A 23,971-nucleotide genomic window follows, 5' to 3' on the forward strand; every position below is an offset into this window, starting at 1 on the left:
CGCGCGCAAACGCTATTCGAAATCCTCGGAATGGCTGACCGTAACGCCGTACTCCGCAGCCGAGTCGAGCATCGTATGCCAAAGGCTTTCGGCAAAGGTCGCGAACACCAGGAGGTTGAACACCGCCAGGCCATCCGGCCGATCATTCCCGCGCCAGAGCGTGACGCTGGTGTGGTCCATCGACGTCGCAGCAGCGGCACCAATCGGAAACGAGGCGGCATGCAGGTCGATCGACGACAGCTTGGCGAGCATGGCGCGCGCCTGGATTCCGGAAACGCTGATCAACGCGCGTGCATGCGACTGGTCCGATAGCGAAGCGGGACCGGTGAATGCCGGCGCCAGCGTCCACATCGTGTGCTTGCCACTTTTCGACAGGATCAAGAACTGATCCGGCCCCGACCAGATCAGCGTGGCATCCGGAGTTTGTACCGCCTTCGGCGCATCCGGTGCCGCGATGCCGAAGCGGGTCCTAGTCGCCTTTGCCAGTTCGGCTCCTTTGCCGCGCCGCGCCATCACCTGGATCGGATCAAAATTGCGAACCTCGGTCAGCGAGACGCCAGCCTCGATACCGCGTGCACCATGCGCACCGGTGACAAGCGCTTTTTCAAGCGGACTGCGGGGAGTCCAGGAAAAATCAACCACGCTGACGCCCTCCATCCGGATCGTAGAAGACGGGATTGCAGAGTTCGACATCGTAGTCTTCGCCGCGCAATGGATCATGCGCGTGGACGATCTCGCCGATGCGCTCGCGGCCGCGTTCGACAAGCGCGAGCCCGATCCACTGATCCAACGTCGGCGAGAAGCAGACCGAGGTGACATAGCCCTGGTCGTTGCCGGGGCCGGGCGTCTGACCCTTCGGGATGATGTGCGCGCCAGAGCGCAAGCGGCGGCCCTTGTCGGTCGGCTTGATGCCGACCACGACCTGGCGATCCGGGGCGATCAGTGCCTCGCGTCCGGCCATCACGCGGCCGATGAAATCCTTCTTGGTCGACATCATTTTGCCGAGGCCAAGATCGGCGGCTGTCGTCGTGCCGCTCAGTTCCGGTCCGGCGACGTGACCCTTTTCAACGCGCATGACACCGAGCGCCTCGGTGCCGTAAGGCGTCACGCCGAATGGCGCTCCGGCCAGCATCAAATTGCGCGCCATGGCATCGCCAAAGCGCGCCGGCACCGAAATCTCGAAAGCCATCTCGCCTGAGAACGAGATGCGGAACAGCCTTGCCCTCAGGCCCCCGCGAAGTGCTACTTCGCGCGCGCCCATGAATGGAAAGCCTTCGTTGGAAAGGTCCTCGGTCGGATCGACGATTTCCCTCAGCAGGTCGCGTGTCTTCGGCCCGGCGATCGAGAATTGCGCCCACTGGTCGGAGACGGAAGTGAGCTGCACGTCGAGCTCCGGGAACAGCACCTGGCGGCAGAATTCGAGATGCTGCATCACCAGCCCGGCCTTGGCCGTGGTGGTGGTCAGGAAATAATGGTCCTCGGCCAGCCGCGACGTCGTGCCGTCGTCATAGACGATGCCGTCCTCGCGCAGCATCAGCCCATAGCGCGCCTTGCCAACTGCGAGGCTGGAGAAGGTGTTGATGTAGACGCGATCCAGGAAGGCGCCGGCATCGGGGCCGTGCACGTCGATCTTGCCGAGCGTCGAGACATCGCAGAAGCCGACGCCACCGCGCACCGCCTTGACCTCGCGGGTCACCGATTCCAGCCAGTCCTTCTCGCCCGCGCGGGGGTACCACTGTGCCCGCTTCCACAGGCCGGTGTCGACGAAGACAGCACCTTGTTCCACGGCCCAGTGGTGCGACGGCGTCAGCCGCGTCGCATGGAACGTCTCGTCGCGGTGATGGCCGGCGAAGGCGCCGATGGCGACCGGCACGTAAGGCGGCCGGTAGATCGTCGTGCCGGTCTCGGGGATCGAACGGCCGCTGACCGCGGCCATGATGGCAAGGCCGGCGACATTAGAGGTCTTGCCCTGGTCGGTGGCCATGCCGAGCGTCGTGTAGCGCTTCAGGTGTTCGACGGATTCAAAGCCTTCGCGTTGCGCCAGTTCGATGTCAGAGGCGGTGACGTCGTGCTGGTAATCGACAAAAGCCTTGCCCTTGCCGGCGACGTGCCAGAGCGGCGTCAGCGAGAATGCCTCGTCGTCGGCGAAAGGCGCGGTACCCACTGTGCCGCTATGTCCCGTGTCACGCGCCGCTGCCGCGCCGGCGGCAAATCCCTGGCTCAGGCAGGCGCCGAGCCCGAAATCGCCATTGGCGGCGCCGGCGGCGACCATGCCGGAGGGCGCGCCGTCGGGCACGAAGGCGGCAATGTCGTCACGCCATTTCGGCCGGCCGCGATGATAGGAGGTCAGCCCAACCGCCGGGTTCCAGCCGCCCGAGACGGCGAGCCCGTCGGCTTCGACTTCGGCGCGCGCGCCGCCGGTCAGCGACACCGCGATTTTCCTGACCCCATCCTTGCCGCCATCGACGCCACTGACGGAACCGTGCAGCACCGGGAAGCCGCCCTTGGAGGCCAGCGAACGATGCGCCGGCGATACTTCGGACCGTGCATCGATGACCGCCGCGATCTGCAGACCGGCACCGAGTGCCGTCTCGACAGTGCGCCAGCCATCCTCATTGTTGGTGAACAGCGCGAGGCGCTTCGCCGGTGTCGCCGCATAGCGCGCGACATAGGTGCGCATGGCGGACGCCATCATCACACCGGGCGTGTCGTTGCCGGCAAAGACGATCGGCCGTTCGATGGCGCCGGCCGCGACAACGCAGCGCTTGGCCACGATCCGCCACAGCCGCTGGCGCACCTGATGCTCGGGCGGCGAGGGCAGGTGGTCGTTGACTCGCTCGATCGCGCCATAGGTACCGCCATCGTAGACGCCGAATAGTGCCGTGCGGGTCATGATGCGGACGTCCGGCATATCAGCCAGTTCAGCCAGCGTCCGCGACAGCCATTCGGCTGCCGGCACACCATCGATCGTGCCGTCATCCGACAGCAGGCGGCCGCCGGGGACAAAATCCTCTTCGCACAGGATGACGCGGGCACCAGCGCGGCCGGCTGCCAATGCCGCGGCCAAACCGGCCGGGCCTGAACCGGCGATCAGCACATCGCAATGCGCCCATGCCTTGTCGTAGTGGTCCGGATCGGCGACGCCTGCGGCGCGGCCAAGGCCGGCGGCGCGACGGATCGCCGGCTCGTAGATTGCTTCCCAGAATTTCGCCGGCCACATGAAGGTCTTGTAGTAGAAGCCGGCGACGAAGATCGGCGCGAACAACTGGTTGACCGACATCATATCGTGGCGCAGCGATGGCCAGCGGTTCTGGCTCGCGGCTTCAAGCCCTTCATAAAGCTCGGCCGTGGTGGCCTTGGTGTTCGGCTCGCGCCGTGCACCCGTGCGCAACTCGACCAATGCGTTGGGTTCTTCCGAACCGGCGGTGAGAATACCGCGCGGGCGATGGTATTTGAACGAGCGGCCGACCAGCTTGACGCCATTGGCGATCAGCGCCGAGGCCAGCGTGTCGCCCTGGAAGCCGGAGAAAGCCTTGCCGTCGAAGCGGAAGTTCAGCGGCGCCGACCGGTCGATGAGACCGCCATTGCCGAGCCGGTGTGTCTGCGCGCCGGCCATCACGCACCGACTTTCGCGGCGCCGGCACCCGCCGCCGGCTCAACGGCGGAAATCTCGTGCGTCAGCGTGTTGCGGGTGACCTTCAGCCAGGCCCGGCAACCCCCGCCATGGTACCAGTGTTCGCTGGTCTGTCCGGCGACATTGTCGCGCAGATAGACATAGTCGAAGACCTCGTCTTCCGAGGCGCCGGCTTCGGGCCGCACAGGCTTGGCGTCGCCGAGATAGGTGAACTCGCCGAGTTCGCGTTCACCGCAGAAGGGACAGACAATGCGCATGCTGTTCTAGACCGCCTTCAATGCAGGTTCGGTTGGGCGCCCTGGCCCTTTTCGTCGATCATGGCGCCAGTCCGGAACCGGTCGAGGCGGAACCGCGCGGCTTCTTCGTGCGATTCGTCGCGCGCAAGAAGATGGGCAAAGACGAAGCCGGAGCCCGGCGTCGCCTTGAAGCCGCCATAGCACCAGCCGGCGTTGAGATAGAGCCCGTCGACCGGCGTCTTGTCGATGATCGGCGAACCGTCCATCGACATGTCCATGATGCCGCCCCACTGGCGCAGCAAGCGCACGCGGCCGATCATCGGCATCAGCGCCATGCCGCCCTCGCAGACGTCCTCCATGACAGGCATATTGCCGCGCTGGGCATAGGAATTGTAGCCGTCTATGTCGCCGCCGAACACCAGCCCGCCCTTGTCGGACTGGCTGACGTAGAAATGGCCGGCGCCGAAGGTCATGACACCAGGGATGAGCGGCTTGATCGCCTCGGAGACGAAGGCCTGCAGCACATGGCTTTCGATGGGCAGGCGCAGGCCGGCCATCGCCGCGACGCGCGATGAACTTCCGGCAACAGCCATACCGACCTTGCCGGCGCCGATCTTGCCGCGCGACGTCTCGACGCCGGTCACCTTGCCATTGGCGTCCCTGACGAAGCCGGTGACTTCGCAATTCTGGATGATGTCGACGCCGAGTTCGCTCGCCGCATGCGCATAGCCCCAGACAACAGCATCGTGCCGCGCCGTGCCGCCGCGTCGCTGCAACAGCCCGCCTTGCACGGGAAAGCGCGCATTGTCGAAGTTCAGGAACGGTATCATCTTCTTGACGGCAGCGAGGTCGAGCAGTTCGGCGTCGATGCCGTTGATACGCATGGTGTTGCCGCGCCGCGCATAAGCGTCGCGCTGTGCGTCGGAGTGGTAGAGGTTGATGACGCCGCGCTGGCTGACCATTGCATTGTAGTTGAGGTCCTGCTCCATCCGCTCCCACAGCTTCATCGACAATTCGTAAAAGCCGGTATTGCCTGGCAGGCCGTAATTGGAGCGGATGATGGTGGTGTTGCGGCCGGCATTGCCGGAGCCGATCCAGCCTTTTTCGAGCACGGCAACATTCTTGATGCCGTACTCGCTGGCGAGAAACCAGGCGGTGGCAAGGCCATGGCCGCCACCGCCGATGATCACCACATCGTAGCGGTCCTTCGGCGTGGCGTCGCGCCAGGTGCGTTGCCAATTCTTGTGGCCGGACAGGGCAGCACGGGCGAGCGAAAAGATCGAATATTTCATACGTTCATTCCGAGGTCGCTCGCACCGCGCTGGTGGTCAGATATCCAGCGTGTGGTCGCGCTCCCATTGCGTGAAGTGCGAAGCATAGGAATTCCATTCCTGGTGCTTCAGCTTTAGGTAGGCCGACGAGAATTCCTCACCCAGCGCCGCCTTGAGCGATTTGTCCTTGTCGAACTCGCGCAGCGCGTCGAGCAGATTGAGCGGCAGTTTTGGCGCGCCCTTCACCGTGTGCCCATGCTGGTACATGTCGATGTCGTAGCGCTTGCCGGGATCTGCCTTCGAGCGGATGCCGTCGAGGCCGGCGGCGATGATAACCGCCTGCAGCAGATAAGGGTTGGCAGCACCATCCGGCAGCCGCAGTTCGAAGCGGCCGGGGCCGGGCACGCGCACCATGTGGGTGCGGTTGTTGCCGGTCCAGGTCACCGTGTTCGGCGCCCAGGTGGCGCCCGAAATGGTGCGCGGCGCATTGATGCGCTTGTAGGAATTGACCGTCGGGTTGGTGATCGCGGCAAGCGCGGAAGCATGCTTCATGATGCCGCCGAGGAAATTCCGGCCCTTGGCCGACAGGCCAAGCTCCATCGCATTGTCGGCGAAGACGTTGGTCTTGCCCGATTTGTCCCAGACCGAGATATGGGCATGGCAGCCATTGCCGGTCAGGCCCTGGAAGGGTTTGGGCATGAACGTCGCGCGCAGGCCGTGCTTCTCGGCGATCGACTTGACCATGAATTTGAAGAACGAGTGCTTGTCGGCGGTCGCCAGCGCGTCGTCGAAGGCCCAGTTCATCTCGAATTGGCCGTTGGCATCCTCGTGGTCGTTCTGGTAGGCGCCCCAGCCGAGCGCCAGCATGTGGTCGCAGATCTCGGCGATGACGTCATAGCGGCGCATCACAGCTTGCTGGTCGTAGCAGGGCTTTGAGGCCGTGTCGTATTCGTCGGAAATCGTCTTGCCGTCCGGCGAGATCAGGAAGAACTCGGCCTCGACGCCGGTCTTGACATGCATGCCGTCGCTGGCGGCCTCCGCGATCAGCCGCTTCAGCGTGTTGCGCGGCGCCTGGTCGACCTCCTTGTCGTCCATGATGCAGTTGGCCGCGACCCAGGCGACCTCAGGCTTCCACGGCAGCTGGATCACCGAATCCGGATCCGGAACCGCCAGCATGTCGGGATGCGCTGGCGTCAGATCAAGCCAGGTGGCGAAACCGGCAAAGCCGGCGCCATCCTTCTGCATGTCGGCGATGGCTTGCGCCGGCACCAGCTTGGCACGCTGGCCACTGAACAGGTCAGTGTAGGAAATCATGAAATATTTGACGTTTTTCGCCCTTGCGAATTCAGCAAGATCAACTGTCACGGAAGTTCCCCATTTTTTGTCGATTGTGGCCCCAGAGCGTGTGGGCTTCGGCCCTTCATTGATTAGAAGCCGTTCTTCCCCGGTATCCAGTTGGTGCCGGCCAGCGGTACGCCGGCCATGGCGGCTGCCTCGATCGTCAGCGCGACGAGGTCCTCGGGTTCCAGATTGTGCAGGCTGTTCTTGCCGCAGGCACGGGCGATGGTCTGCGCTTCCAGCGTCATCACCTTGAGGTAGTTCGCCAGCCGGCGTCCGGCGGCCACCGGGTCGACCCGCTTCATCAGTTCGGGGTCCTGCGTGGTGATGCCTGCGGGGTCGCGCCCCTCGTGCCAGTCGTCATAGGCGCCGGCCGTGGTGCCGAGCTCGTTATACTCCGCCTCCCAGCGGGGATCGTTGTCGCCGAGCGCGACAAGGGCGGCCGTGCCGATCGAGACCGCGTCGACGCCGAGCGCCAGCGCCTTGGCGACATCGGCGCCGTTGCGGATGCCGCCGGAGACGATCAACTGCACCTTGCGGTGCATGCCGAGATCCTGCAGCGCCTGCACCGCCGGCCTGATGCAGGCAAGCGTCGGCATGCCGACATTTTCGATGAACACCTCCTGTGTCGCGGCGGTGCCGCCCTGCATGCCGTCGACGACGACGACATCGGCGCCGGCCTTCACGGCAAGCGCCGTGTCATAGTAGGGCCGGGCACCGCCGACCTTGACGTAGATCGGCTTTTCCCAGTCTGTGATTTCGCGCAATTCGAGGATCTTGATCTCGAGATCGTCGGGACCCGTCCAGTCCGGATGGCGCGAGGCCGAGCGCTGGTCGATGCCCTTCGGCAGCGTGCGCATTTCGGCGACGCGGTCGGAAATCTTCTGGCCAAGCAGCATGCCGCCGCCACCCGGCTTGGCGCCCTGGCCGACGACGACTTCGATCGCATCGGCACGGCGCAGATCGCGCAGGTTCATGCCATAGCGCGACGGCAGGTATTGATAGACCAGCTGCTTGGAATGGCCGCGCTCTTCCTCGGTCATGCCGCCATCGCCGGTGGTGGTCGAGGTGCCCGACAGTGTGGCGCCGCGCCCGAGCGCTTCCTTGGCGGGCCCCGACAGCGAACCGAAGCTCATGCCGGCGATGGTGATCGGGATCTTCAGCTCGATCGGCTTCTTGGCATGGCGTGAACCCAGCACGACCGATGTGTCGCAGCGTTCGCGATAGCCTTCGAGCGGATAACGCGAGATCGAGGCGCCGAGGAACAGGAGGTCGTCGAAATGCGGCAGCTTGCGCTTGGCGCCGGCGCCACGGATGTCATAGATGCCGGTCGCCGCCGCACGGCGGATCTCGGAAAGCGTATAGTCGTCGAAGGTCGCGGATTTGCGCGGCGTCGTCGGCGGGTTGCGATAGGTCATGCTGCCTCAATACGCGTCGGCGTTGTCGATATTGAAATTGTAGAGCGTGCGCGCCGAGCCGTAGCGCTTGAACTCCGACGGCTTGACGCCGGTGACGCCGGCACGGTCGAGCAGGCCTTGCAGCAATTCCAGATGCTCGGCCCGCATCTCCTTGGCGATACAGTCGGCACCCAGGCTGTCGACCTTGCCGCGCACGAAGAGACGCGCCTCGTAGATGGAATCGCCCAGCGCGTCGCCGGCATCGCCCAGCACCACCAGATTGCCCGACTGCGCCATGAAGGCCGACATGTGGCCGATATTGCCGTGCACGACGATGTCGATGCCCTTCATCGAAATGCCGCAGCGCGACGACGCATTGCCTTCGATGACCAGCAGGCCGCCCTTGCCGGTGGCGCCGGCATACTGGCTGGCGTCGCCTTTGATGGTGATCGAGCCCGACATCATGTTCTCGCCGACGCCGGGACCCGCCGAGCCGTGCACGGTGATGGTGCTGCCGGAATTCATGCCGCCGCAATAATAGCCGACGCTGCCGCGCACATCGATGGCAACAGGCTGGTCGACGCCGACGGCGACCGAATGGCTGCCTTTCGGGTTCAGCACTTCCCATGCCGTTTCGTTCGAGCCGGGAGCCAGATTGTGCAGCGCCTGGTTGAGTTCACGCAGCGACAATTGGTCGAGATCGAAGACCCGAGGGTCGTGTGCTGCCGTCTTTGAAAGCGTGGTTGCCGGCATGAATTCAATGCTCCCAGAAATAGACGGTTGCGGGTTCGGGTTCCCAGACCCTCGCATTGTCTATGCCAGGCAGTTTGGTCAGCGCGCGATATTCCGAGCCGAAGGCGACATACTGGTCGGTCTCGGCCATCACGGCGGGCTTGCAGGCGATCGGATCGCGCACCACGCCAAAGCCGTTCTTGGTGCCGACGACGAAGGTGAAGAAGCCGTCGAGGTCGGAGAGCGTGCCTTCCAGCGCTTCGCCGAGATTCTTGCCATGCGCCATCTGCGACGAGAGATAGGCGGCGGCCACTTCAGTGTCGTTCTCGGTCTCGAATTTCATGCCTTCGCGGATCAACTCGCGGCGGACATTGTTGTGGTTCGACAGCGAGCCATTGTGCACAAGGCACTGGTCGGCGCCGGTCGAGAACGGATGCGCGCCCATTGTCGTCACAGCCGATTCCGTCGCCATCCGGGTGTGGCCAATGCCATGTGTGCCGGTCATCTTGCGGACATCGAAGCGATCGACGACCGCCTCGGGCAGGCCAACTTCCTTGTAGATCTCGACAACGTCGCCGGCGCCCATGATGCGGATGTCGGGGCGCAGCGTCTGGATGGTTTCGCGCGCTTCATCGATCTTGGCGGGCGTGGTCCTGACGACCGCATGGGTGGATTTCACCGCGATCGTCACCGGGGTGCCGATGGCCTTGGCGAGCTCCGCCTCGAGGCCGCGGAAATCGCGGTCCGGCTTGGCCGACTGAATGGTGATCTTGGCCTCATTTTTGGAAGGCGCGCCATAGATGGCAATGCCGGCGCTGTCGGGACCGCGATCGCTGAGCGAGATCAGCATCTGCGACAGCATCGCGCCAAGCTGGGGCTCCAGCGACTTGTCCTTCAAAAACAGTCCGACAATTCCACACATGTCAGCCTCCCGATGTTTGTAGCTAAGAGATCGTTTGTAGCTAAGAGAGGATGTATCGAATGAGTTGCACAAATTCAATCGTATGAAAAAAATATTCCTCTAGTTACCTATGCGGCTCAATGCCGCTCTGCGCACTGTCGCCGTCTCGCCGGGCATTGTGAACCCATTTCGCGGTGCGGATGCGAGCGATCTTGTAGGCGTCGAGAATCGACAAGGCATAGATCAGGAAGCCGCCGGCGTGACGGCCGACAAAGCTGGCATCCGACGGTGCGATCTTGGCCGTCACCCATGCCAGGATCACCATGAAGAAAAGGAACTGCAGGCCGCGCACCGGCACGCCGAGAATGACATGCCCGCTTCCCGGCAACACGATTGCGGCGCCGAGAACCAGATAGGGGTTGGTGGGTGCAGTGGTGGGAATGGTCATGCGGCCTGCCGTTCGCTTTTGTTGATGGCGTCGCGAAGCGCCGACACCGACACCAGCAGTCTTTCGATCAGCGCGGGATCGAGTGTGGCGTCGCCGAATTCGGCCTGCCGAAAGACGCCATAACGCGCCCGTTCGGCTTCGGCCAGCAGCCACACGATGCGTACCCCTTTCGGGGTGATCAGCAGTTCCTTGGCGCGCCCTTCGGAAAAAATCCCGAGGTGGCCGGCGATGGTCTCCAGTGGGAAGTGGACGCCCCTGCGATCGGTCCGCAACACGGCCTCAGCCGGAAATGCTGAGCTCTTCGGCAGCGTGTGCTCGAGATGATCGAAATTGGAGAAGGTCGTCGGCGATCCCGGCCGCATCATCATGTCGAACGTCGCCGGCACCGCGACCTCTTCGGTGATCGAAACACTGAGCCAGCGCGCCGGCAGTTTTCGCGTCGCCAGCGTATCGACGATGGTGCGCACCTGGACACGTTTGCCGTTCCAGGATCCTTCCCAGGTGATGACGCCGGCGGTGCCATCCGAAACATTGGCAGCGTCGGCGATGACTGTGCGGATGCGGCCCTGCTCGACGGCGAGCGCCATCGACGCCCTGCTGTGGCTGGCACGCGCCTGCCAGGCAAGGTGGAGGACGACAGCTAGGACAATGGCCCCGGCCAGCAGTGCTGATGTCACCTCGGACATTTTCTCATGCCAGGCCCGCCCGGGATCCGGACGGGCCTACTCCCATCAATAACCCTGCGGCTTTGGCCACGGCATGGTGAATTGGTCGCCGCGCCGCACGAATTTGTAGCGATAGAAATGGAACCACAGCGAGATCAGGAAATAGAAGGCGACCATGGCGATCAGCTGCGAGCCGAAGCCGAGGAAGATGGCGAAGAAGGTCACCACGCACAGGCAAAACAGCACGATGGCCGGGATCGGGTGGAAGGGGTGCGTGTAGCCGCGCCGGATCGAGCCCAGCGGCCACTTCTTGCGGAACATGATGATGTTGATGCTCATGAAGGTATATTGCAGCACGCCCGACAGGATCGAGAAGGTGATCGCCTGGTTGAGGTCGGCGATGAAGGCGAAGGCCAGCGCGATCGGCAGCAGGAACAGGATCGAACGATAGGGCGTGCGATATCTCGGATGCACGGCCGAGAACCATGTCGGCAGATAGCGGTCGCGGCCGAGCGAGAACCAGGCGCGCGCCGCATCGTTGATGCAGCCATTGGCGGAGGCCATTGCAGCAAGCAGCGTGGCGACGAACAACAGGTTCTCGAGCAGCGGGCTGCCAGTCAGTTTGCCGGCGTCCCACAGCGGATAATAGGTGATGCCGAGATATTCCCATGGCATCATCGAGGCGCAGACATACCAGGTCATGGCGGCTGCGATCAAAAGCGTGATCATGCCGGCCATGGTGCCGTAAGGCAGCGAGCGGGCCGGCGAGCGCACTTCCTCGGCGGCCTGTGTGGTGCCCTCGATGCCGAGATAGTACCAGATGCCGAACTGGAAGGCGGCGATGACGCCGATCCAGCCATAGGGGAGCGCATTGCCGGGAGTGACCAACTCGTTCAGCTTCAGCACGGCGCCTTGCGTCCACGGGCTGACCGAAAAGAACAGGATGACAATCGAGATATAGGCGACTGCTGTGATGACGAAGTTGACGTTGAGCGTCATCAGCACGCCGCGATAGTTCAGCCACGCCAGCACGACGATGGTCGCGGCGATGAAGGAATTGTGGGTGAGCCCTTCGACGCCGGCCTTGGCGACGATGGTGTCGCCGAGCAGGATGGCGTCGGACACTTCGAGCATGGTGTAGGCAAAGACCAGGAACAGCGCGACGTTGAACGCCATCAGCGGTCCGACGATGTGCTTTGCCTGCGCATACTGGCCGCCGGCGGCGGCCACGGTCGATGTCACCTCGGAATCGATCATGGCGACCGAGGTGTAGAGCAATCCCACGACCCAGCAGACGATCAGCGCGGCCAGTGCGCCACCCTTGTCGGCCGAGAAATTCCAGCCGGTGAATTCGCCGACCAGGACGATGCCGACGCCGAGCGCCCAGACATGGGCCGGTCCGAGCACGCGCAGGAGTGAAACTCTGTCCCCTTGGGCAGCCGGGGCAGCCGGTTCAAGTGCGATCGTCATTGTTCAATCCTCACTCAGATCCGGTGTTTTTCGGAAGTGGCTTCCAGTTCGCCTTCGCGCGAGGAGGTCAGCACCTCTTCGGAGAAGGTCGTGTCGACCTTGAACCAGTCGTAGAGCATCCACAAAGCGAGCACGATCGAGATGCCCCAGCATGCGTAAGAGAGTGCCACCCACATGATCGTGTCCCCCGAATTAGATCGTCCTCAGAACTCTTACTTGTCGTCGAATTTTTCGTTGATGACGTCGCGGTATTCGCGGTCTGATGCACGAAACAGGAAGATGAAATAACCGATCAGCACCGCCGCCATGATGATCAGCGTCGGCCAGTCGATGACATAGTGGAAGCGGTTCTGGATGATGTCGTGCGCGGTCTCGGGCGTATAGCCGAGCTTTTCCCAGATAGACGCCATGGTCGGGTTCTGGCCTAGCGCTTCCCAGGTCTTGGCGTCGAGCGCGTCGATGGATTTCGCCGCGCCGGCGAGGCCCAGCTTGAGCGGTAGCCACAGTGCCACGAAAATGGCGACGACGACGACGGCGATGTCGAAAACCTGCCCGGCCTTGCTTTGCTCCGGCGGCGTGTAGCGGGACATCTCTTCTACCCCTCAGGACTTGCGGTTGCTGAACGCGTCGGCGTTCTTGATGTCGAGCCCGTAAATGAATTCCTTGTCTTCCTTGTAGTGCTTGACCATCGCCAGGATGGCCGCGGTGTTGAAGATCAGCACGGCGGCGGCGGCGATCGCGACGACGGCCTTGATGCCGCTGTGCGGGATGTAGGGCCATGTCATGAGGAGGACGAAGAGGATCGTCGCCCACAGGCAGACGATCAGGAGCGCGGCTCCGCGCAGGTCGGAACGGTACAGCGCTTCGATGCGCTGCTGCATGTCTGACATCGGTTTCTCCCCTTTTCCGCCGTCCGGTTCCGAATCTCCCGTCCGCCGTCCTCTTTCAACAGAGTGAAATTTTTTTCATAAGTTCTGTCTGAATCCCGCAATTGTCAAGCGCGATTTACGCGGGGTTAACCGTTTGCTTGGCGCAACGGATTTTGCCTGAGAATGAAATTAATTGCTTATGGGTATTGCGGCGCCCGGAGGTTTGCGATCAATATTCGGCCAAAGCTCCCGCCGCTGCGCAGGGGGCAGGGAACAGCAGAGCATTATCGAAACGGAGGACGAGCGGATGACGGCATCCTGGAGATTTTCGACCCTGGCGGATCGCCATCGCGCGCTCGGTTCGAAGCTCGAAGACTGGAGCGGCATGGGAACCGCCTGGACCTACGACAAGGATGCCGACGAGGAGTACATCGCCATCCGCACCAAGGCTGGTCTGATGGATGTCTCCGGCCTCAAGAAAGTCCATATCACCGGGCCGCATGCCTCACACCTGATCGACCTGGCGACGACGCGCGATGTCGAAAAGATCTATCCCGGCAAGTCGGCCTATGCCTGCATGCTGAACGAGGCGGGGAAATTCACCGACGATTGCATCCTCTACCGCACCGGCCCCAATGCATGGATGGTCGTGCATGGTTCGGGCACCGGCCATGAGGAGTTGCAGCGTGCTTCGGTAGGACGCGACGTCTCGCTGCGCTTCGACGACAATCTGCACGATCTGTCGCTGCAGGGTCCGACAGCGGTCGACTATCTGGCCAAGCACGTGCCGGGTATTCGCGACCTCAACTATTTCCATCACATGCAGACGCAGCTGTTCGGTCTTCCGGTGATGATCTCGCGCACCGGCTATACCGGCGAGCGCGGCTACGAGATCTTCTGCCGCGGCCAGGATGCCGGCACGATCTGGGACAGGATCCTCGACGAGGGCAAGAGCGCCGGCATCATTCCGTGCCGCTTCACCACGCTCGACATGCTGCGCGTCGAAAGTTATCTGCTCTTCTACCCCTATGACAACTCCCAAAAATATCCGTTTGAGAACGAAGGCCCAGGCGACACGCTGTGGGAACTCGGCCTCGACTTCACCGTCAGCCCTGGCAAGACCGGCTTTCGCGGTGCCGAGGAGCACTATCGTCTGAAGGGTAAGGAGCGCTTCAAGATCTATGGCGTCTTGCTCGACGGTAAGGAGCCGGCCGATGAAGGCGCGCCGGTCTATCGCGACGGCAAAAAGGTCGGCGTGGTGACCTGCGCCATGTATTCGCCGCTGGCCGAGAAATCGATGGGCATCGCCCGACTCGATGTCGACTGCGCGGTCAAGGACACCAAGCTCGAAATCCGCAACAAGAGCGGTGCCATCAAGGCGACGGCGCAGCCACTGCCATTCGACGATCCCAAGAAGACCAAGCGCACCGCGAAAGGTTGAGGCATAGTCAACGGCGAGGGGTTCGAGGCACGAAGGCATAAATGGCAGCCAAAAGCATCATCAGCCGGCCGGTTTACGGAACTTTGTCTCCGCAACCCGGCAAGCATCATCTTTTCATCGCGGACGCGGAAGGGGCGCTGGCAATAGCGGAGATGGCCGTGAGGGCGCCCCCCGCGTTTTTCGACGACGCCGAAATCGTCTTCATTCCTGGGCCGGACGGCAAACACACCGTCGCGCTCGAAGCGTTGAAGCCGGCACAGTTCCACCAGGCGCCGTCCTTTGCCAGCCTGTTGCCACGGCTCCGGCAGACACTGGCCAACGCGCATATGGGCCTGCGCCTCTATCTCTCGGGCACCGAGGGCCTGATCGGCCAGGCGATGCAGGTGGCGCTTGAAGCCGGCATCGACCACACCTCGATCCAGACCGAGCACCGCGGCTCGCTGGCGCGGCGCATGCAATGCGTCCACTGCAAGGGCATCACCGAGAATGTCACGACGCAGCCGGCGACCTGCGCGCATTGCGGCCTGCTGCTTCTGGTGCGCGACCATTATTCCAGGCGCATCGCAGCCTTCCAGGGCGTCTGCATCAATGCGGAAGATCGCAGCGAAATTCCTCCGATGGAGGAGATTTTCCGATGAGCACCGGCACCACTAAGCTAGACGTCGTTGTCAGCGATGTCGTCCCGGTCAACGACCTGGTCAGCCGCTTCCATTTCCGCCGGCGCGACGGCAACCTGTTGCCGACATTTTCCGGCGGCGCGCACGTTGTCGTTGAAATGCGCGATGGCGAACGGACCCGGCTCAATCCCTATTCGCTGATGGGCTCGCCACTCGATACGCGCGAATACACGATCTCGGTGCGCCGTGACGATGTCGGGCGCGGCGGCTCGCTGTTCATGCACCGGAGCGTCAAGCCCGGCATGGAGATGGTGGTCAGCTATCCGGTCAACCTGTTCTCGCTCGACCTGCGCGCCAAAAAGCATCTGATGCTGGCCGGCGGCATCGGCATCACGCCGTTCATGGCGCAGACCGCGCAGCTGGCGGCGGAGGGCGGCAATTTCGAACTGCATTACACCGTCCGCACCGCATCGCTCGGCACCTATGCGGATGTGCTGCGCGCGCGCTACGACCGCAGGGTCAGGCTCTATCATGATGACCTCGACGAGCGCATCGGACTCGACCGGTTGCTGTCGACGCAGCCGCTCGGCACGCATCTCTATGTCTGCGGCCCGGCCGGCATGATCAACTGGGTGCGCGATCGGGCTGCTGCCTTGGGCTGGCCGCCGGAGACCGTGCATTTCGAGCATTTCGCGGCACCCCAGCCCGGGCTGCCGTTCGACGTGACGCTTGCCGTCAGCGGCAAGGCGATCCGCGTCGACGAACAGCAGAGCCTCTTGGAAGCGATCGAGGCGGCCGGCGTCGATCCGCCTTACCTCTGCCGCGGCGGCGTCTGCGGCCAGTGCGAAACCAACGTCATCTCTTGCGACGGCAAGTTCATCCACAACGACCACTGGCTAAGCGAGGAAGAGCACCGTTCGGGCAAGAAGATCATGCCGTGCGTGTCGCGCTTCGAAGGCCGGTCGCTGGTCCTGGAACGGTAGGAGAAAATCATGGGCATTACCTTTCGCAAGGAAACGTTCCGCGACGACTTCACCTTCAAGAACAGCCCCGAGCACATAAGGCGGTTTCCGTTCCCGTTCCACGAAGACGCCTACATGTATGCGGTCAACATCGAGCCGCATGTCGTCGGACCCAGGGGCAGCGTGCTGGAAAACCTGATCGACGTCGACGAGCACTATGTCGCCGAGATGCAGGATCGCGCGCTGGTCTTGGCCGAGGATCCGCTGCGCTGTCAATCGCTGCCGCACATGACGCTGGCCGGCTGGGACCTGCTGGAACTTCTGATGGAGCAGCAGGCGCTGGGCTATCCCGAGCATTTCACGCTGACACGCGATGGTGATCGCTGGCGCTGGATCAACCGGCCGCTCGGCATCGACGACACCTTCACCTTCGGCGACACCTCGACGTTGCCTTACGGCCCGATGGAATACATCACCCGGCAGAGCCAGGGCGATTTCTGCATCCTCGACCAGCGCGACGGCAATCTGTGGATGGATGCCGGCATGGTCACCACCCAGGCCGACTGGTCGCTCGATTTCGACATCGGCATGAACTTCTTCGAATGGCATGCGCCGGTGCCGCTGGCGCATGAGAAGGGGATTTTCGTCAGGGCGCTGAAATTCCTCACCAACATCCAGCAGGGCAAGCCGGCGCGGCGCCTGAATTGGACGATGACCATCAATCCGCGCCTCGACACCAGCCCCGAGAACTACCACAAATGGGGTCCGGACCGGGCGACGGTGACGCCGGAGAATGTCGGCGACAAGGTGCATCTGCGTGTCGAGCTGCAGAGTTTCTGGCGCCTGCCGCGCTCCAACGGCATCGTCTTCCCCATCCGCTGCTATCTTATCAAGATGGACGAGCTGGCGACGCAACCAAAATGGGCACGGCGCCTGCACCGCGTCATCCGTGACCTGCCCGAGGAGCTTGCTAACTACAAGGGCTTGACGCGTTATCGCCCCGCGTTGGTCGAGTGGCTGTCGAAGCTGGATGATGGGAGCGCGACAAGTCCGGGGTTTGGGCCGGATTGAGCAAGGCCCCCTCATCCGGCCGCTACGCGGCCACCTTCTCCCCGAGGGGAGAAGAGATAGCCAACGCTGGCGCCAGCCTCCTCTCCCCTCGGGGAGAGGTCGGATTGCCCCGAATTGCCCTTCGCAATTCGGTTGCCAATCCGGGTGAGGGCTGCTTGCGTCCCGCTCACCCCGCGCTCTGCGGATAGCAGATGATCGACAGATACCGCATTGGCAGTTTCGTCAGCTGCTCCGGCCCGTGCGGTGCGTCGGCATCGAAGAACAGGCTGTCGCCGGGCTTCATCGGGTAGAGGTTGCTGCCGTGCCGGTAAACGACCTCACCTTCGAGCATGTAGAGGAACTCCATGCCCTCATGCTGGAAGGTCGGGAACACATCGGAATCCTCGGTCAGTGTGATCAGATAGGGTTCGACGACGACGCCGCTGGTGTTGGAGCCGATATGGCCGAGCAGATTGTACTGATGGCCTGCACGGGTGCCGCGGCGCTCGACATCGAGGCCTTGGCCGGCCTTGACGAAGACGGCGCTGCGCTCTTCCTCGAAGCGGCGGAAAAAGGCGGTGACAGGAACGCCGAGCGCCCGCGACAGTGCCTGCAAGGTGGTCAGCGACGGCGAGGTGATGCCGTTCTCGATCTTCGACAGCATGCCCAGAGAAATGTCGGTGGCGACCGCCAGATCGGCGACGGTGATACCGAGCTTCTTGCGGAACGCCCGCACCTCGCGGCCGATCGCCACCTCCAGCACTTTTTCGCGCGTGTCGCGAATGGCATGCGGGTTCTGCGTCAGCGGCGCGCGGATGGTCTTGCCGTCGGCCGAAACCTTTGGCAGCGGCTTGGCCGTCGCACCGGCGAGACCAGCCTTGGGATCGGAAACCTTCTTCGCCATGTCGCCCCCGGCACTCCTAGGATTTATTTCACTCTAGGTGAACATGTCAGGTGCCGATACAGGAGCGCAACTGCGACGGCAAGCCGCGTGAACGCGCATGCGCACGATAATGATGTTTGGCAGCGTCCGATTTTTCGCGGGAAATCCACATCGGCGGAACCTTGTTTCAGCATCGGGCTGTTGACAGCACGAAAGGGCCAATTACTGTCCTGTGAGTGAAATTTGTTTCGTAAGAGCAATTCCGGGAAAGGCGCATAGCGCTTTCCCCTTGGGAATTGCGTCAAGACAAAGTCGAAACCAGATCGGGAGGCCTGCCATGAAAAGTCGCGTTGCCGTCATCGGAGCCGGCCCGTCCGGCCTGGCACAGCTCAGGGCTTTCAAGTCGGCGGCCGACAAAGGCGCCGACATTCCCGAAATCGTCTGCTTCGAAAAGCAGTCCGACTGGGGCGGCCTGTGGAACTACACTTGGCGCACCGGCCTCGACGAGCATGGCGATCCGGTGCACGGCTCGATGTACCGCTACCTCTGGTCGAACGGACCGAAGGAGTGCCTGGAATTCGCCGACTATACTTTCGAGGAGCACTTCGGCCGGCCGATCGGCTCCTATCCGCCGCGCGCCGTGCTGTGGGACTACATCAAGGGACGCGTCGAGAAATCAGGCCTTCGCAAATGGGTGCGCTTCAACAGCCCGGTGCGCATGGTGACGTTTTCCGACGAGACGAAGAAATTCACCGTCACCGCGCATGACCGCACCAACGACGTCACCTATTCGGAAGAGTTCGACAATGTCGTCGTCGCTTCCGGGCATTTCTCGGTGCCCAACGTGCCCTATTTCGAGGGCTTCTCCACCTTCAACGGCCGCATCCTGCATAGCCACGATTTCCGCGACGCGATGGAGTTCAAGGGCAAGGATATATTGATCATCGGCCGCTCCTATTCGGCCGAGGACATCGGTTCGCAATGCTACAAATACGGCGCCAAATCGATCACCTCCAGCTACCGCTCGAAGCCGATGGGCTTCAAATGGCCCGACAATTGGAAAGAGGTGCCGCTGCTGCAGAAGGTCGTCGGCAAGACCGCGCATTTCAAGGATGGCACCACTAGGGATGTCGACGCCATCATCCTGTGCACCGGCTACCTGCACTCTTTCCCGTTCCTCACCGAGGACCTGAAGCTGAAGACCGCCAACCGCATGTGGCCGGACGGGCTCTATGAGGGCGTCGTCTGGGAAAAGAACCCGAAATTGTCCTTCATCGGCATGCAGGACCAGTTCTACACCTTCAACATGTTCGACGCGCAGGCCTGGTTCGCCCGCGACGTCATCATGGGCCGCATCAAGCTGCCGTCGGCCAAGGCAATGGCCGAGCACGGCGCGAAATGGAGGACGCGTGAGGAAACGCTCGAAGACGCCGAGCAGATGATCTGGTTCCAGGGCGACTACACCAAGGAATTGATGGACCAGACCGACTATCCCGGTTTCGACGTCGAGGCGGTCAACCAGACCTTCATGGAATGGGAACATCACAAGGCGGAGAACATCATGGGCTTCCGCGACCACGCCTACCGCTCGCTGATGACCGGGACCATGGCGCCGCTGCATCATACGCCCTGGCTGCAGGCGCTGGACGATTCGATGGAGAGCTATCTCGAGGTGAAGGGGGTCGCGGCGGAATAGCGGGTGGGCTTGCCTTCAGGCCGGCACCGCGACCCAGCCGTGGCGACTCTTGCCGTAGACAGACTGTGTCGGCTCCGGGAATGACGGGTCGCCGAAACAGCCGACGGCAACGGCCACCGCTGCGGGTCTCCGCGATGGATACCAGAAAACCGTCGAGCCGCACGTTCCGCAGAAATGGAAGGTGACGGGAAAGCCGCTGTCGGAATCACGTTGGTATGTCTGGAATGAGCCGCTGATCTCGATCGCGGCGGCATCGAAGAAGGCGGCGATCCCGAACGGACTGCCGGTCCGTCGCTGACAGTCCAGGCAATGGCAAAGCGAGACCTTGGCCGACTCTTGCGGGCATCGGATCTGCAATTGGCCGCAGGTGCAGCGAGCTGTCCGGCCTGTCATCACTCTCTCCTTTGCAGGGTTGGGCGGTTCAGCTTTACTCAATCCAGCGGATAGTCGGGAGCAGCATCGGTCTCCGTCACCTTGACCGACAACACGTCGCAGTCGTTGGCCCAGTCGGGGCCATCGCCGCGCATCGCCATCGTGTCGGCCATCAGCAGGAACTGCATGGTTCTGAGCGCCCAGTCGGTCGGTTCTTCCGGCCAGGCGAAGACGCCGGCGGCGTCGCCGCCGAATTTCACATGGTGGCAGACGAAACCGACCTCGACCTTCCAGGATCGCAGCGTTGCGCCTGGTGGTGGGTAGGGCGGGTCGGGAAGCTCGAAGTAATTGGCGACATGAATTTTTGTCGGCACATCAGGCGCGATGCCCTTGGCTTTGAAGGCGGCAACGGCGTCCTCATGGAATCGCTCGAGCAGGCCTTGCCCCGACAGCCTGTAGGTCGCGCGGAAGAAGCCGCCGCACCAGACGGATTCGTTGGTGTCGTTGGAGATCAGCAGAGTGGCGCGAAAACGGCGCAGCCTTGGCGCCAGCGCCGGCCAGTCGCATTCGGCAGGTGTCGCCGGCGTCGCGATGAACTCGTCGAGAAGATCGCTGCCGCGCACCGGGCTGCTCAATACCGGGCAGTCTTCGCCGTAGAGGTGCCAGAGCTTTCGCAACTCCGCTGCCGCGATGCCGGGCTTTCGCAGTTCCTCCACCGAGGCGCGGACCCGCGCGATCGCATAGTTCGTCGCCGCCTCCAGCGTGCCGAAGCCGGATATCAGGTGCTCGCCGTCCGGCTCGCCGGTTCTGGCCATATCGAAAACGAGGACGGCGAAGGGTGGCTCGCCCGGCTCGGACATCCGGCTTCTATCCCAGCCTTGCCCTGGCCTTCGCCGTCCAGGCATTGAACAGCCGGTCGGCGACGATGCCGATGAAGGCGATGGCCAAGCCCGCAACGATACCACGACCGGAATCGGCCTTGGACAGCGCAATGAACACTTCCTGGCCGAGATCGCGCGTGCCGACCATGGCGCAGATGATGATCATCGCCAGTGCCATCAGGATCGTCTGGTTGACGCCCAGCATGATCTCCGGCAGCGCCAGCGGCAGTTGCACGCGAAAGAAGGTCTGGCGCGGCGTGCAGCCCGACACCTTCGCCGCTTCGATCAGCGCCGGCGGCACCTGCCTGATGCCGTGATTGGTGTAGCGGATCGCCGGCACCACGGCGAAGGCGACGGTGGCGATCATCGCAGTGACGTCGCCGACCCGAAACAGCATCACCACCGGAATGATGAAGCAGAAGGACGGCAGCACCTGCAGCGTATCGATGACAGGCGTGACGATCTTTTCGAAGCGGTCGCTGCGCGCGGCCATCAGGCCGATGGGGATGCCGATAAGGCAGGCGATGAAGGCCGAGATGCCGCAGAGATAGACCGTCGCCATGGTCTTTTCCCACAGCCCGGTGACGGCACAGAAGGCGGTCAATGCGGCGACCAATATGGCCAGGCGGAAGCCGCTAAGCTGGTAGCCGGCGAGGCCAAGCAGGAAGACGGCACCCAGCCAGGGAAAGCCTTCGCAGAAGGCACGCAGCGGGTTCAGCACATTGAGGATGAGCGCCACGCGAAACGCTTCGATCGTGTCGAAGAAATTGATCGTCACCCAGTTCACCGCTGCCCTCCATAGCGGCGCGGTGGTGAAGGTGATCGCTTTCGGCACTGCCGCGAAGGCCGGCACGAACAGGCCAAGCAGCGTGGTGATGACAAGGATGGCGATGGCCAGTGTCAGATTGGGGTAGCGCCGCCAGAGGCCGAGGCTTGCCTCCTGATGGACATGGCCCTTTGCTTGGCTGTGCGCGATGGCCTGGCTCAGCCGGTCGAGCGCGATGGCGAGCGCGACGATGGCAAGACCGGCTTCCATCGCTTCGCCGACCTTCAGCGCGCGCAGCGCCAGAAGCACGTCGTAGCCGAGGCCACCGGCGCCGATCATCGAAGCGATGATCACCATGTTCAGCGCCAGCATGATAACCTGGTTGACGCCGATCATCAGTGTCGGCCGCGCCGAGGGTAAGAGCACCCGCCACAATTTCTGCCGCGCCGTGCAGCCGGCCATCTCACTGAAATCGTCGATTTCCGAGGGTACACGCGACAGGCCGAGCATCGTTGCCCGCACCATCGGCGGCGTGGCGAAGATGGCGGTCGCGATCATCGCCGACACCGGGCTGTTGCCGAACAGCAGCAGCATCGGGATAAGATAGGCGAAAGTCGGGATCGTCTGCATCAGGTCAAGGGCAGGGGAGACGACAAGCCTTTCCGCCCATGGCTTGCGCCACGCCCAGATGCCGGCGAACAGGCCGGTGACGATGCAGAACGGCACCGCGATGGAAATCAGCGCCAGCGTCAGCATGGCACTGGTCCATTGGCCGAACAGGGCGATGTAGAGGAAGCAGCCGCCTACCAGCAGACTGAGTTTTCTGCCGCCAACGGCATGACCGGCGAGGAAGGCGGCGGCGCAGACGCCGACCCAGGACAGGCGCGGCAGGATATAGGCGTCAGCGCCGTGGCCGATCTTGAAATTCTTGGCCAACAGATTGAGCGCGAAATCGAGGGGAACGCCGAGCACAGCGGTGATCGAGCGGGTCAACCAGGACAGGTTCGACTTGATCCAGCGCATCAGCGCGCTGACCCAATCGGCGACCGGCACGACGGCGCTGGCCGGATAATTGACGGCCCAGGGCAGGCGATCCTGCAGCAGGAGCACGACAAGCACAACGGTAAGCGCTGCCGCCCAGATCAGCAGCCATACCTGAATCGGCCGTGGCCTTGCCTCGCTGGCGCTTGCTGTCACCGTCATGCGCCGACCCTTGAGCGATCGATGCCGGCCAGCAGATCGATCACCGCTTGCGGCGTCACCTCGCCGATCGGCTTGCCGGTGCCGTTGACCACCGCGAACGGCTTGTTGGCGGCAACGATGCCGGCCGAGAAGCTGGCGATCTTGGCATCCGGGGCAACGGTGCCGCCATGTTCCGAGCCGTCGCAGGCGCGCATCAGGCTGCGTGCTGAAATAACCTTGGCGCGGTCGACGTCCCGGGTGAACTCGGCGACATAGTCGGTCGCCGGATTGACCACCAGCTCCTCCGGCGTGCCGATCTGGATGACCTCGCCATCCTTCATGATGGCGATGCGGTCGGCCAGCCGGATGGCCTCGTCGAAATCATGGGTGATGAAGACGATGGTCTTGTGCAGCATGGTCTGCAGCCGCATCAGCTCGTCCTGCATTTCGCGGCGGATCAGCGGATCGAGCGCCGAGAACGGCTCGTCGAGGAACCAGATTTCCGGTTTTGTCGCCAGGCTCCGGGCGATGCCGACACGCTGCTGCTGGCCGCCGGACAGCTCGCGCGGATAGAAATGCTCGCGGCCACGCAGGCCGACAAGTTCGATGACCTCGCGCGCCCGCGCTTCGCGTGTCGCCCGGTCCTGACCCTGGATGCCGAGCGGGAAGGCGATGTTCTCCAGCACGTTGAGATGCGGCAGCAGGGCAAAGTTCTGGAACACCATGCCCATGCGGTGCCGCCGCAATTCGATGAGTGCTGCATCGGAGATTTTCAGGAGGTCATTGCCTTCGAATTCGACCTTGCCATGGGTCGGCTCGACCAGCCGCGACATGCAGCGGACCAGCGTCGACTTGCCGGAGCCCGACAGGCCCATGATGATGAAAATCTCGCCCTGGCGGATTTCGAGGTCGACGGCGCGCACCGCGCCGACCAGCCCGGCAGCAGTGACGTCTGCCATGCTGGCCTTGCCGTCGCGTTCGCGGATGAAGTTGGCCGCGTTCGATCCGAACAGCTTCCAGACGTTGCGGCAGGCGAGCTTTATCGGACGGGCATCCTTTGGCGTGCCCACCACGTTTGGCTCCCGTTCAGTCTTGTCCGTCATTCAAACGTCCTTCTGGAACATCAAGAATTGAGACCCGGCTGATCAAGCAGCCGGGTC

24 protein-coding genes are annotated in these 23,971 nt (G+C 62.9%); 5 read left to right on the forward strand and 19 right to left on the reverse strand.

The window, feature by feature from the left end; genetic code table 11:
* Positions 1-12 precede the first annotated feature (12 nt).
* The 14 genes from NKJ37_RS01015 to NKJ37_RS01080 all read right to left on the reverse strand — a co-directional run bounded on the left by NKJ37_RS01015 (position 13) and on the right by NKJ37_RS01080 (position 12,982).
* Positions 13-642 carry a sarcosine oxidase subunit gamma gene (locus NKJ37_RS01015; RefSeq protein ID WP_023808744.1) on the reverse strand — a complete coding sequence of 210 codons (630 nt, stop codon included), beginning with the start codon at positions 640-642 and terminating at the stop codon, positions 13-15.
* Positions 635-3,616 (reverse strand): sarcosine oxidase subunit alpha, encoded by a 2,982-nt coding sequence (locus NKJ37_RS01020; RefSeq protein WP_352440036.1) that lies wholly within the window; start codon positions 3,614-3,616, stop codon positions 635-637. Before NKJ37_RS01020 ends, NKJ37_RS01015 begins: the two co-directional genes overlap by 8 nt.
* On the reverse strand, positions 3,616-3,891 hold the full coding sequence (locus NKJ37_RS01025) for a sarcosine oxidase subunit delta (protein WP_352440035.1): 276 nt from the start codon (positions 3,889-3,891) through the stop codon (positions 3,616-3,618). Before NKJ37_RS01025 ends, NKJ37_RS01020 begins: the two co-directional genes overlap by 1 nt.
* A gap of 17 nt (positions 3,892-3,908) precedes the next feature.
* Positions 3,909-5,162 carry a sarcosine oxidase subunit beta family protein gene (locus NKJ37_RS01030; RefSeq protein ID WP_127270293.1) on the reverse strand — a complete coding sequence of 418 codons (1,254 nt, stop codon included), beginning with the start codon at positions 5,160-5,162 and terminating at the stop codon, positions 3,909-3,911.
* 36 nt (positions 5,163-5,198) lie between these two features.
* Entirely contained in the window at positions 5,199-6,506 is a 1,308-nt protein-coding gene (gene glnT, locus NKJ37_RS01035) for a type III glutamate--ammonia ligase (RefSeq protein ID WP_352440034.1), read from the reverse strand.
* 62 nt (positions 6,507-6,568) lie between these two features.
* Complete coding sequence (locus NKJ37_RS01040) at positions 6,569-7,897, reverse strand: FMN-binding glutamate synthase family protein (RefSeq protein WP_023808740.1); 1,329 nt, start codon at positions 7,895-7,897, stop codon at positions 6,569-6,571.
* A gap of 6 nt (positions 7,898-7,903) precedes the next feature.
* Positions 7,904-8,629 (reverse strand): GltB/FmdC/FwdC-like GXGXG domain-containing protein, encoded by a 726-nt coding sequence (locus tag NKJ37_RS01045; RefSeq protein ID WP_023808739.1) that lies wholly within the window; start codon positions 8,627-8,629, stop codon positions 7,904-7,906.
* 4 nt (positions 8,630-8,633) lie between these two features.
* On the reverse strand, positions 8,634-9,530 hold the full coding sequence (locus NKJ37_RS01050) for a class II glutamine amidotransferase (protein ID WP_023808738.1): 897 nt from the start codon (positions 9,528-9,530) through the stop codon (positions 8,634-8,636).
* Between the two features lie 103 nt (positions 9,531-9,633).
* On the reverse strand, positions 9,634-9,957 hold the full coding sequence (locus NKJ37_RS01055) for a hypothetical protein (protein WP_352440033.1): 324 nt from the start codon (positions 9,955-9,957) through the stop codon (positions 9,634-9,636).
* The gene (locus NKJ37_RS01060; protein WP_023808736.1) at positions 9,954-10,643 is read right to left on the reverse strand and encodes a hypothetical protein; all 690 of its coding nucleotides are present in this window, start codon (positions 10,641-10,643) and stop codon (positions 9,954-9,956) included. The genes NKJ37_RS01055 and NKJ37_RS01060 overlap by 4 nt, the downstream gene beginning before the upstream one ends.
* 45 nt (positions 10,644-10,688) lie before the next feature.
* On the reverse strand, positions 10,689-12,092 hold the full coding sequence (locus NKJ37_RS01065; RefSeq protein ID WP_023808735.1) for an APC family permease: 1,404 nt from the start codon (positions 12,090-12,092) through the stop codon (positions 10,689-10,691).
* 14 nt (positions 12,093-12,106) lie between these two features.
* Positions 12,107-12,268 carry a hypothetical protein gene (locus NKJ37_RS01070; protein ID WP_013532900.1) on the reverse strand — a complete coding sequence of 54 codons (162 nt, stop codon included), beginning with the start codon at positions 12,266-12,268 and terminating at the stop codon, positions 12,107-12,109.
* A gap of 36 nt (positions 12,269-12,304) precedes the next feature.
* The gene (locus NKJ37_RS01075; RefSeq protein ID WP_023808734.1) at positions 12,305-12,682 is read right to left on the reverse strand and encodes a hypothetical protein; all 378 of its coding nucleotides are present in this window, start codon (positions 12,680-12,682) and stop codon (positions 12,305-12,307) included.
* A 12-nt stretch (positions 12,683-12,694) separates the two neighbouring features.
* Complete coding sequence (locus NKJ37_RS01080; RefSeq protein ID WP_023808733.1) at positions 12,695-12,982, reverse strand: hypothetical protein; 288 nt, start codon at positions 12,980-12,982, stop codon at positions 12,695-12,697.
* 286 nt (positions 12,983-13,268) lie between these two features.
* Here NKJ37_RS01080 and NKJ37_RS01085 point away from each other — a divergent pair, with 286 nt between their 5' ends.
* The 4 genes from NKJ37_RS01085 to NKJ37_RS01100 are packed head-to-tail and all read left to right on the forward strand — an operon-like array spanning position 13,269 to position 17,052.
* Entirely contained in the window at positions 13,269-14,402 is a 1,134-nt protein-coding gene (locus NKJ37_RS01085) for an aminomethyl transferase family protein (RefSeq protein ID WP_352772227.1), read from the forward strand.
* A gap of 41 nt (positions 14,403-14,443) precedes the next feature.
* A complete protein-coding gene (locus tag NKJ37_RS01090) occupies positions 14,444-15,040 on the forward strand; it encodes a dimethylamine monooxygenase subunit DmmA family protein (protein WP_352772230.1) in 597 nt (198 codons plus the stop codon).
* The gene (locus NKJ37_RS01095; RefSeq protein ID WP_023808730.1) at positions 15,037-16,002 is read left to right on the forward strand and encodes a PDR/VanB family oxidoreductase; all 966 of its coding nucleotides are present in this window, start codon (positions 15,037-15,039) and stop codon (positions 16,000-16,002) included. Before NKJ37_RS01090 ends, NKJ37_RS01095 begins: the two co-directional genes overlap by 4 nt.
* A 9-nt stretch (positions 16,003-16,011) precedes the next feature.
* Positions 16,012-17,052 carry a heme-dependent oxidative N-demethylase family protein gene (locus tag NKJ37_RS01100; protein WP_352772233.1) on the forward strand — a complete coding sequence of 347 codons (1,041 nt, stop codon included), beginning with the start codon at positions 16,012-16,014 and terminating at the stop codon, positions 17,050-17,052.
* A gap of 166 nt (positions 17,053-17,218) precedes the next feature.
* Here NKJ37_RS01100 and NKJ37_RS01105 read toward each other — a convergent pair whose 3' ends face one another.
* Positions 17,219-17,935, reverse strand: a complete 717-nt coding sequence (locus tag NKJ37_RS01105; protein ID WP_127270283.1) for a helix-turn-helix domain-containing protein — start codon at positions 17,933-17,935, stop codon at positions 17,219-17,221.
* A 316-nt stretch (positions 17,936-18,251) separates the two neighbouring features.
* Here NKJ37_RS01105 and NKJ37_RS01110 point away from each other — a divergent pair, with 316 nt between their 5' ends.
* The gene (locus NKJ37_RS01110) at positions 18,252-19,610 is read left to right on the forward strand and encodes a trimethylamine monooxygenase (RefSeq protein WP_352772236.1); all 1,359 of its coding nucleotides are present in this window, start codon (positions 18,252-18,254) and stop codon (positions 19,608-19,610) included.
* A 15-nt stretch (positions 19,611-19,625) separates the two neighbouring features.
* On the opposite strand, the gene NKJ37_RS01115 is transcribed toward NKJ37_RS01110, so the two are convergent.
* Genes NKJ37_RS01115 through NKJ37_RS01130 form a run of 4 tightly spaced genes read right to left on the reverse strand, consistent with a single transcriptional unit; the run spans position 19,626 to position 23,914 of the window.
* A complete protein-coding gene (locus NKJ37_RS01115) occupies positions 19,626-20,003 on the reverse strand; it encodes a GFA family protein (protein ID WP_352772238.1) in 378 nt (125 codons plus the stop codon).
* 38 nt (positions 20,004-20,041) lie between these two features.
* A complete protein-coding gene (locus tag NKJ37_RS01120; RefSeq protein ID WP_352440027.1) occupies positions 20,042-20,842 on the reverse strand; it encodes a hypothetical protein in 801 nt (266 codons plus the stop codon).
* A 7-nt stretch (positions 20,843-20,849) separates the two neighbouring features.
* Positions 20,850-22,832 carry an ABC transporter permease gene (locus tag NKJ37_RS01125; protein ID WP_352440026.1) on the reverse strand — a complete coding sequence of 661 codons (1,983 nt, stop codon included), beginning with the start codon at positions 22,830-22,832 and terminating at the stop codon, positions 20,850-20,852.
* Positions 22,829-23,914, reverse strand: coding sequence for a quaternary amine ABC transporter ATP-binding protein (locus NKJ37_RS01130; protein ID WP_352440025.1), 1,086 nt, complete (start codon positions 23,912-23,914; stop codon positions 22,829-22,831). The genes NKJ37_RS01125 and NKJ37_RS01130 overlap by 4 nt, the downstream gene beginning before the upstream one ends.
* Positions 23,915-23,971 lie beyond the last annotated feature (57 nt).

The sequence above is a fragment of the Mesorhizobium sp. M0140 genome, from assembly GCF_040322475.1.
GTDB lineage: Bacteria > Pseudomonadota > Alphaproteobacteria > Rhizobiales > Rhizobiaceae > Mesorhizobium.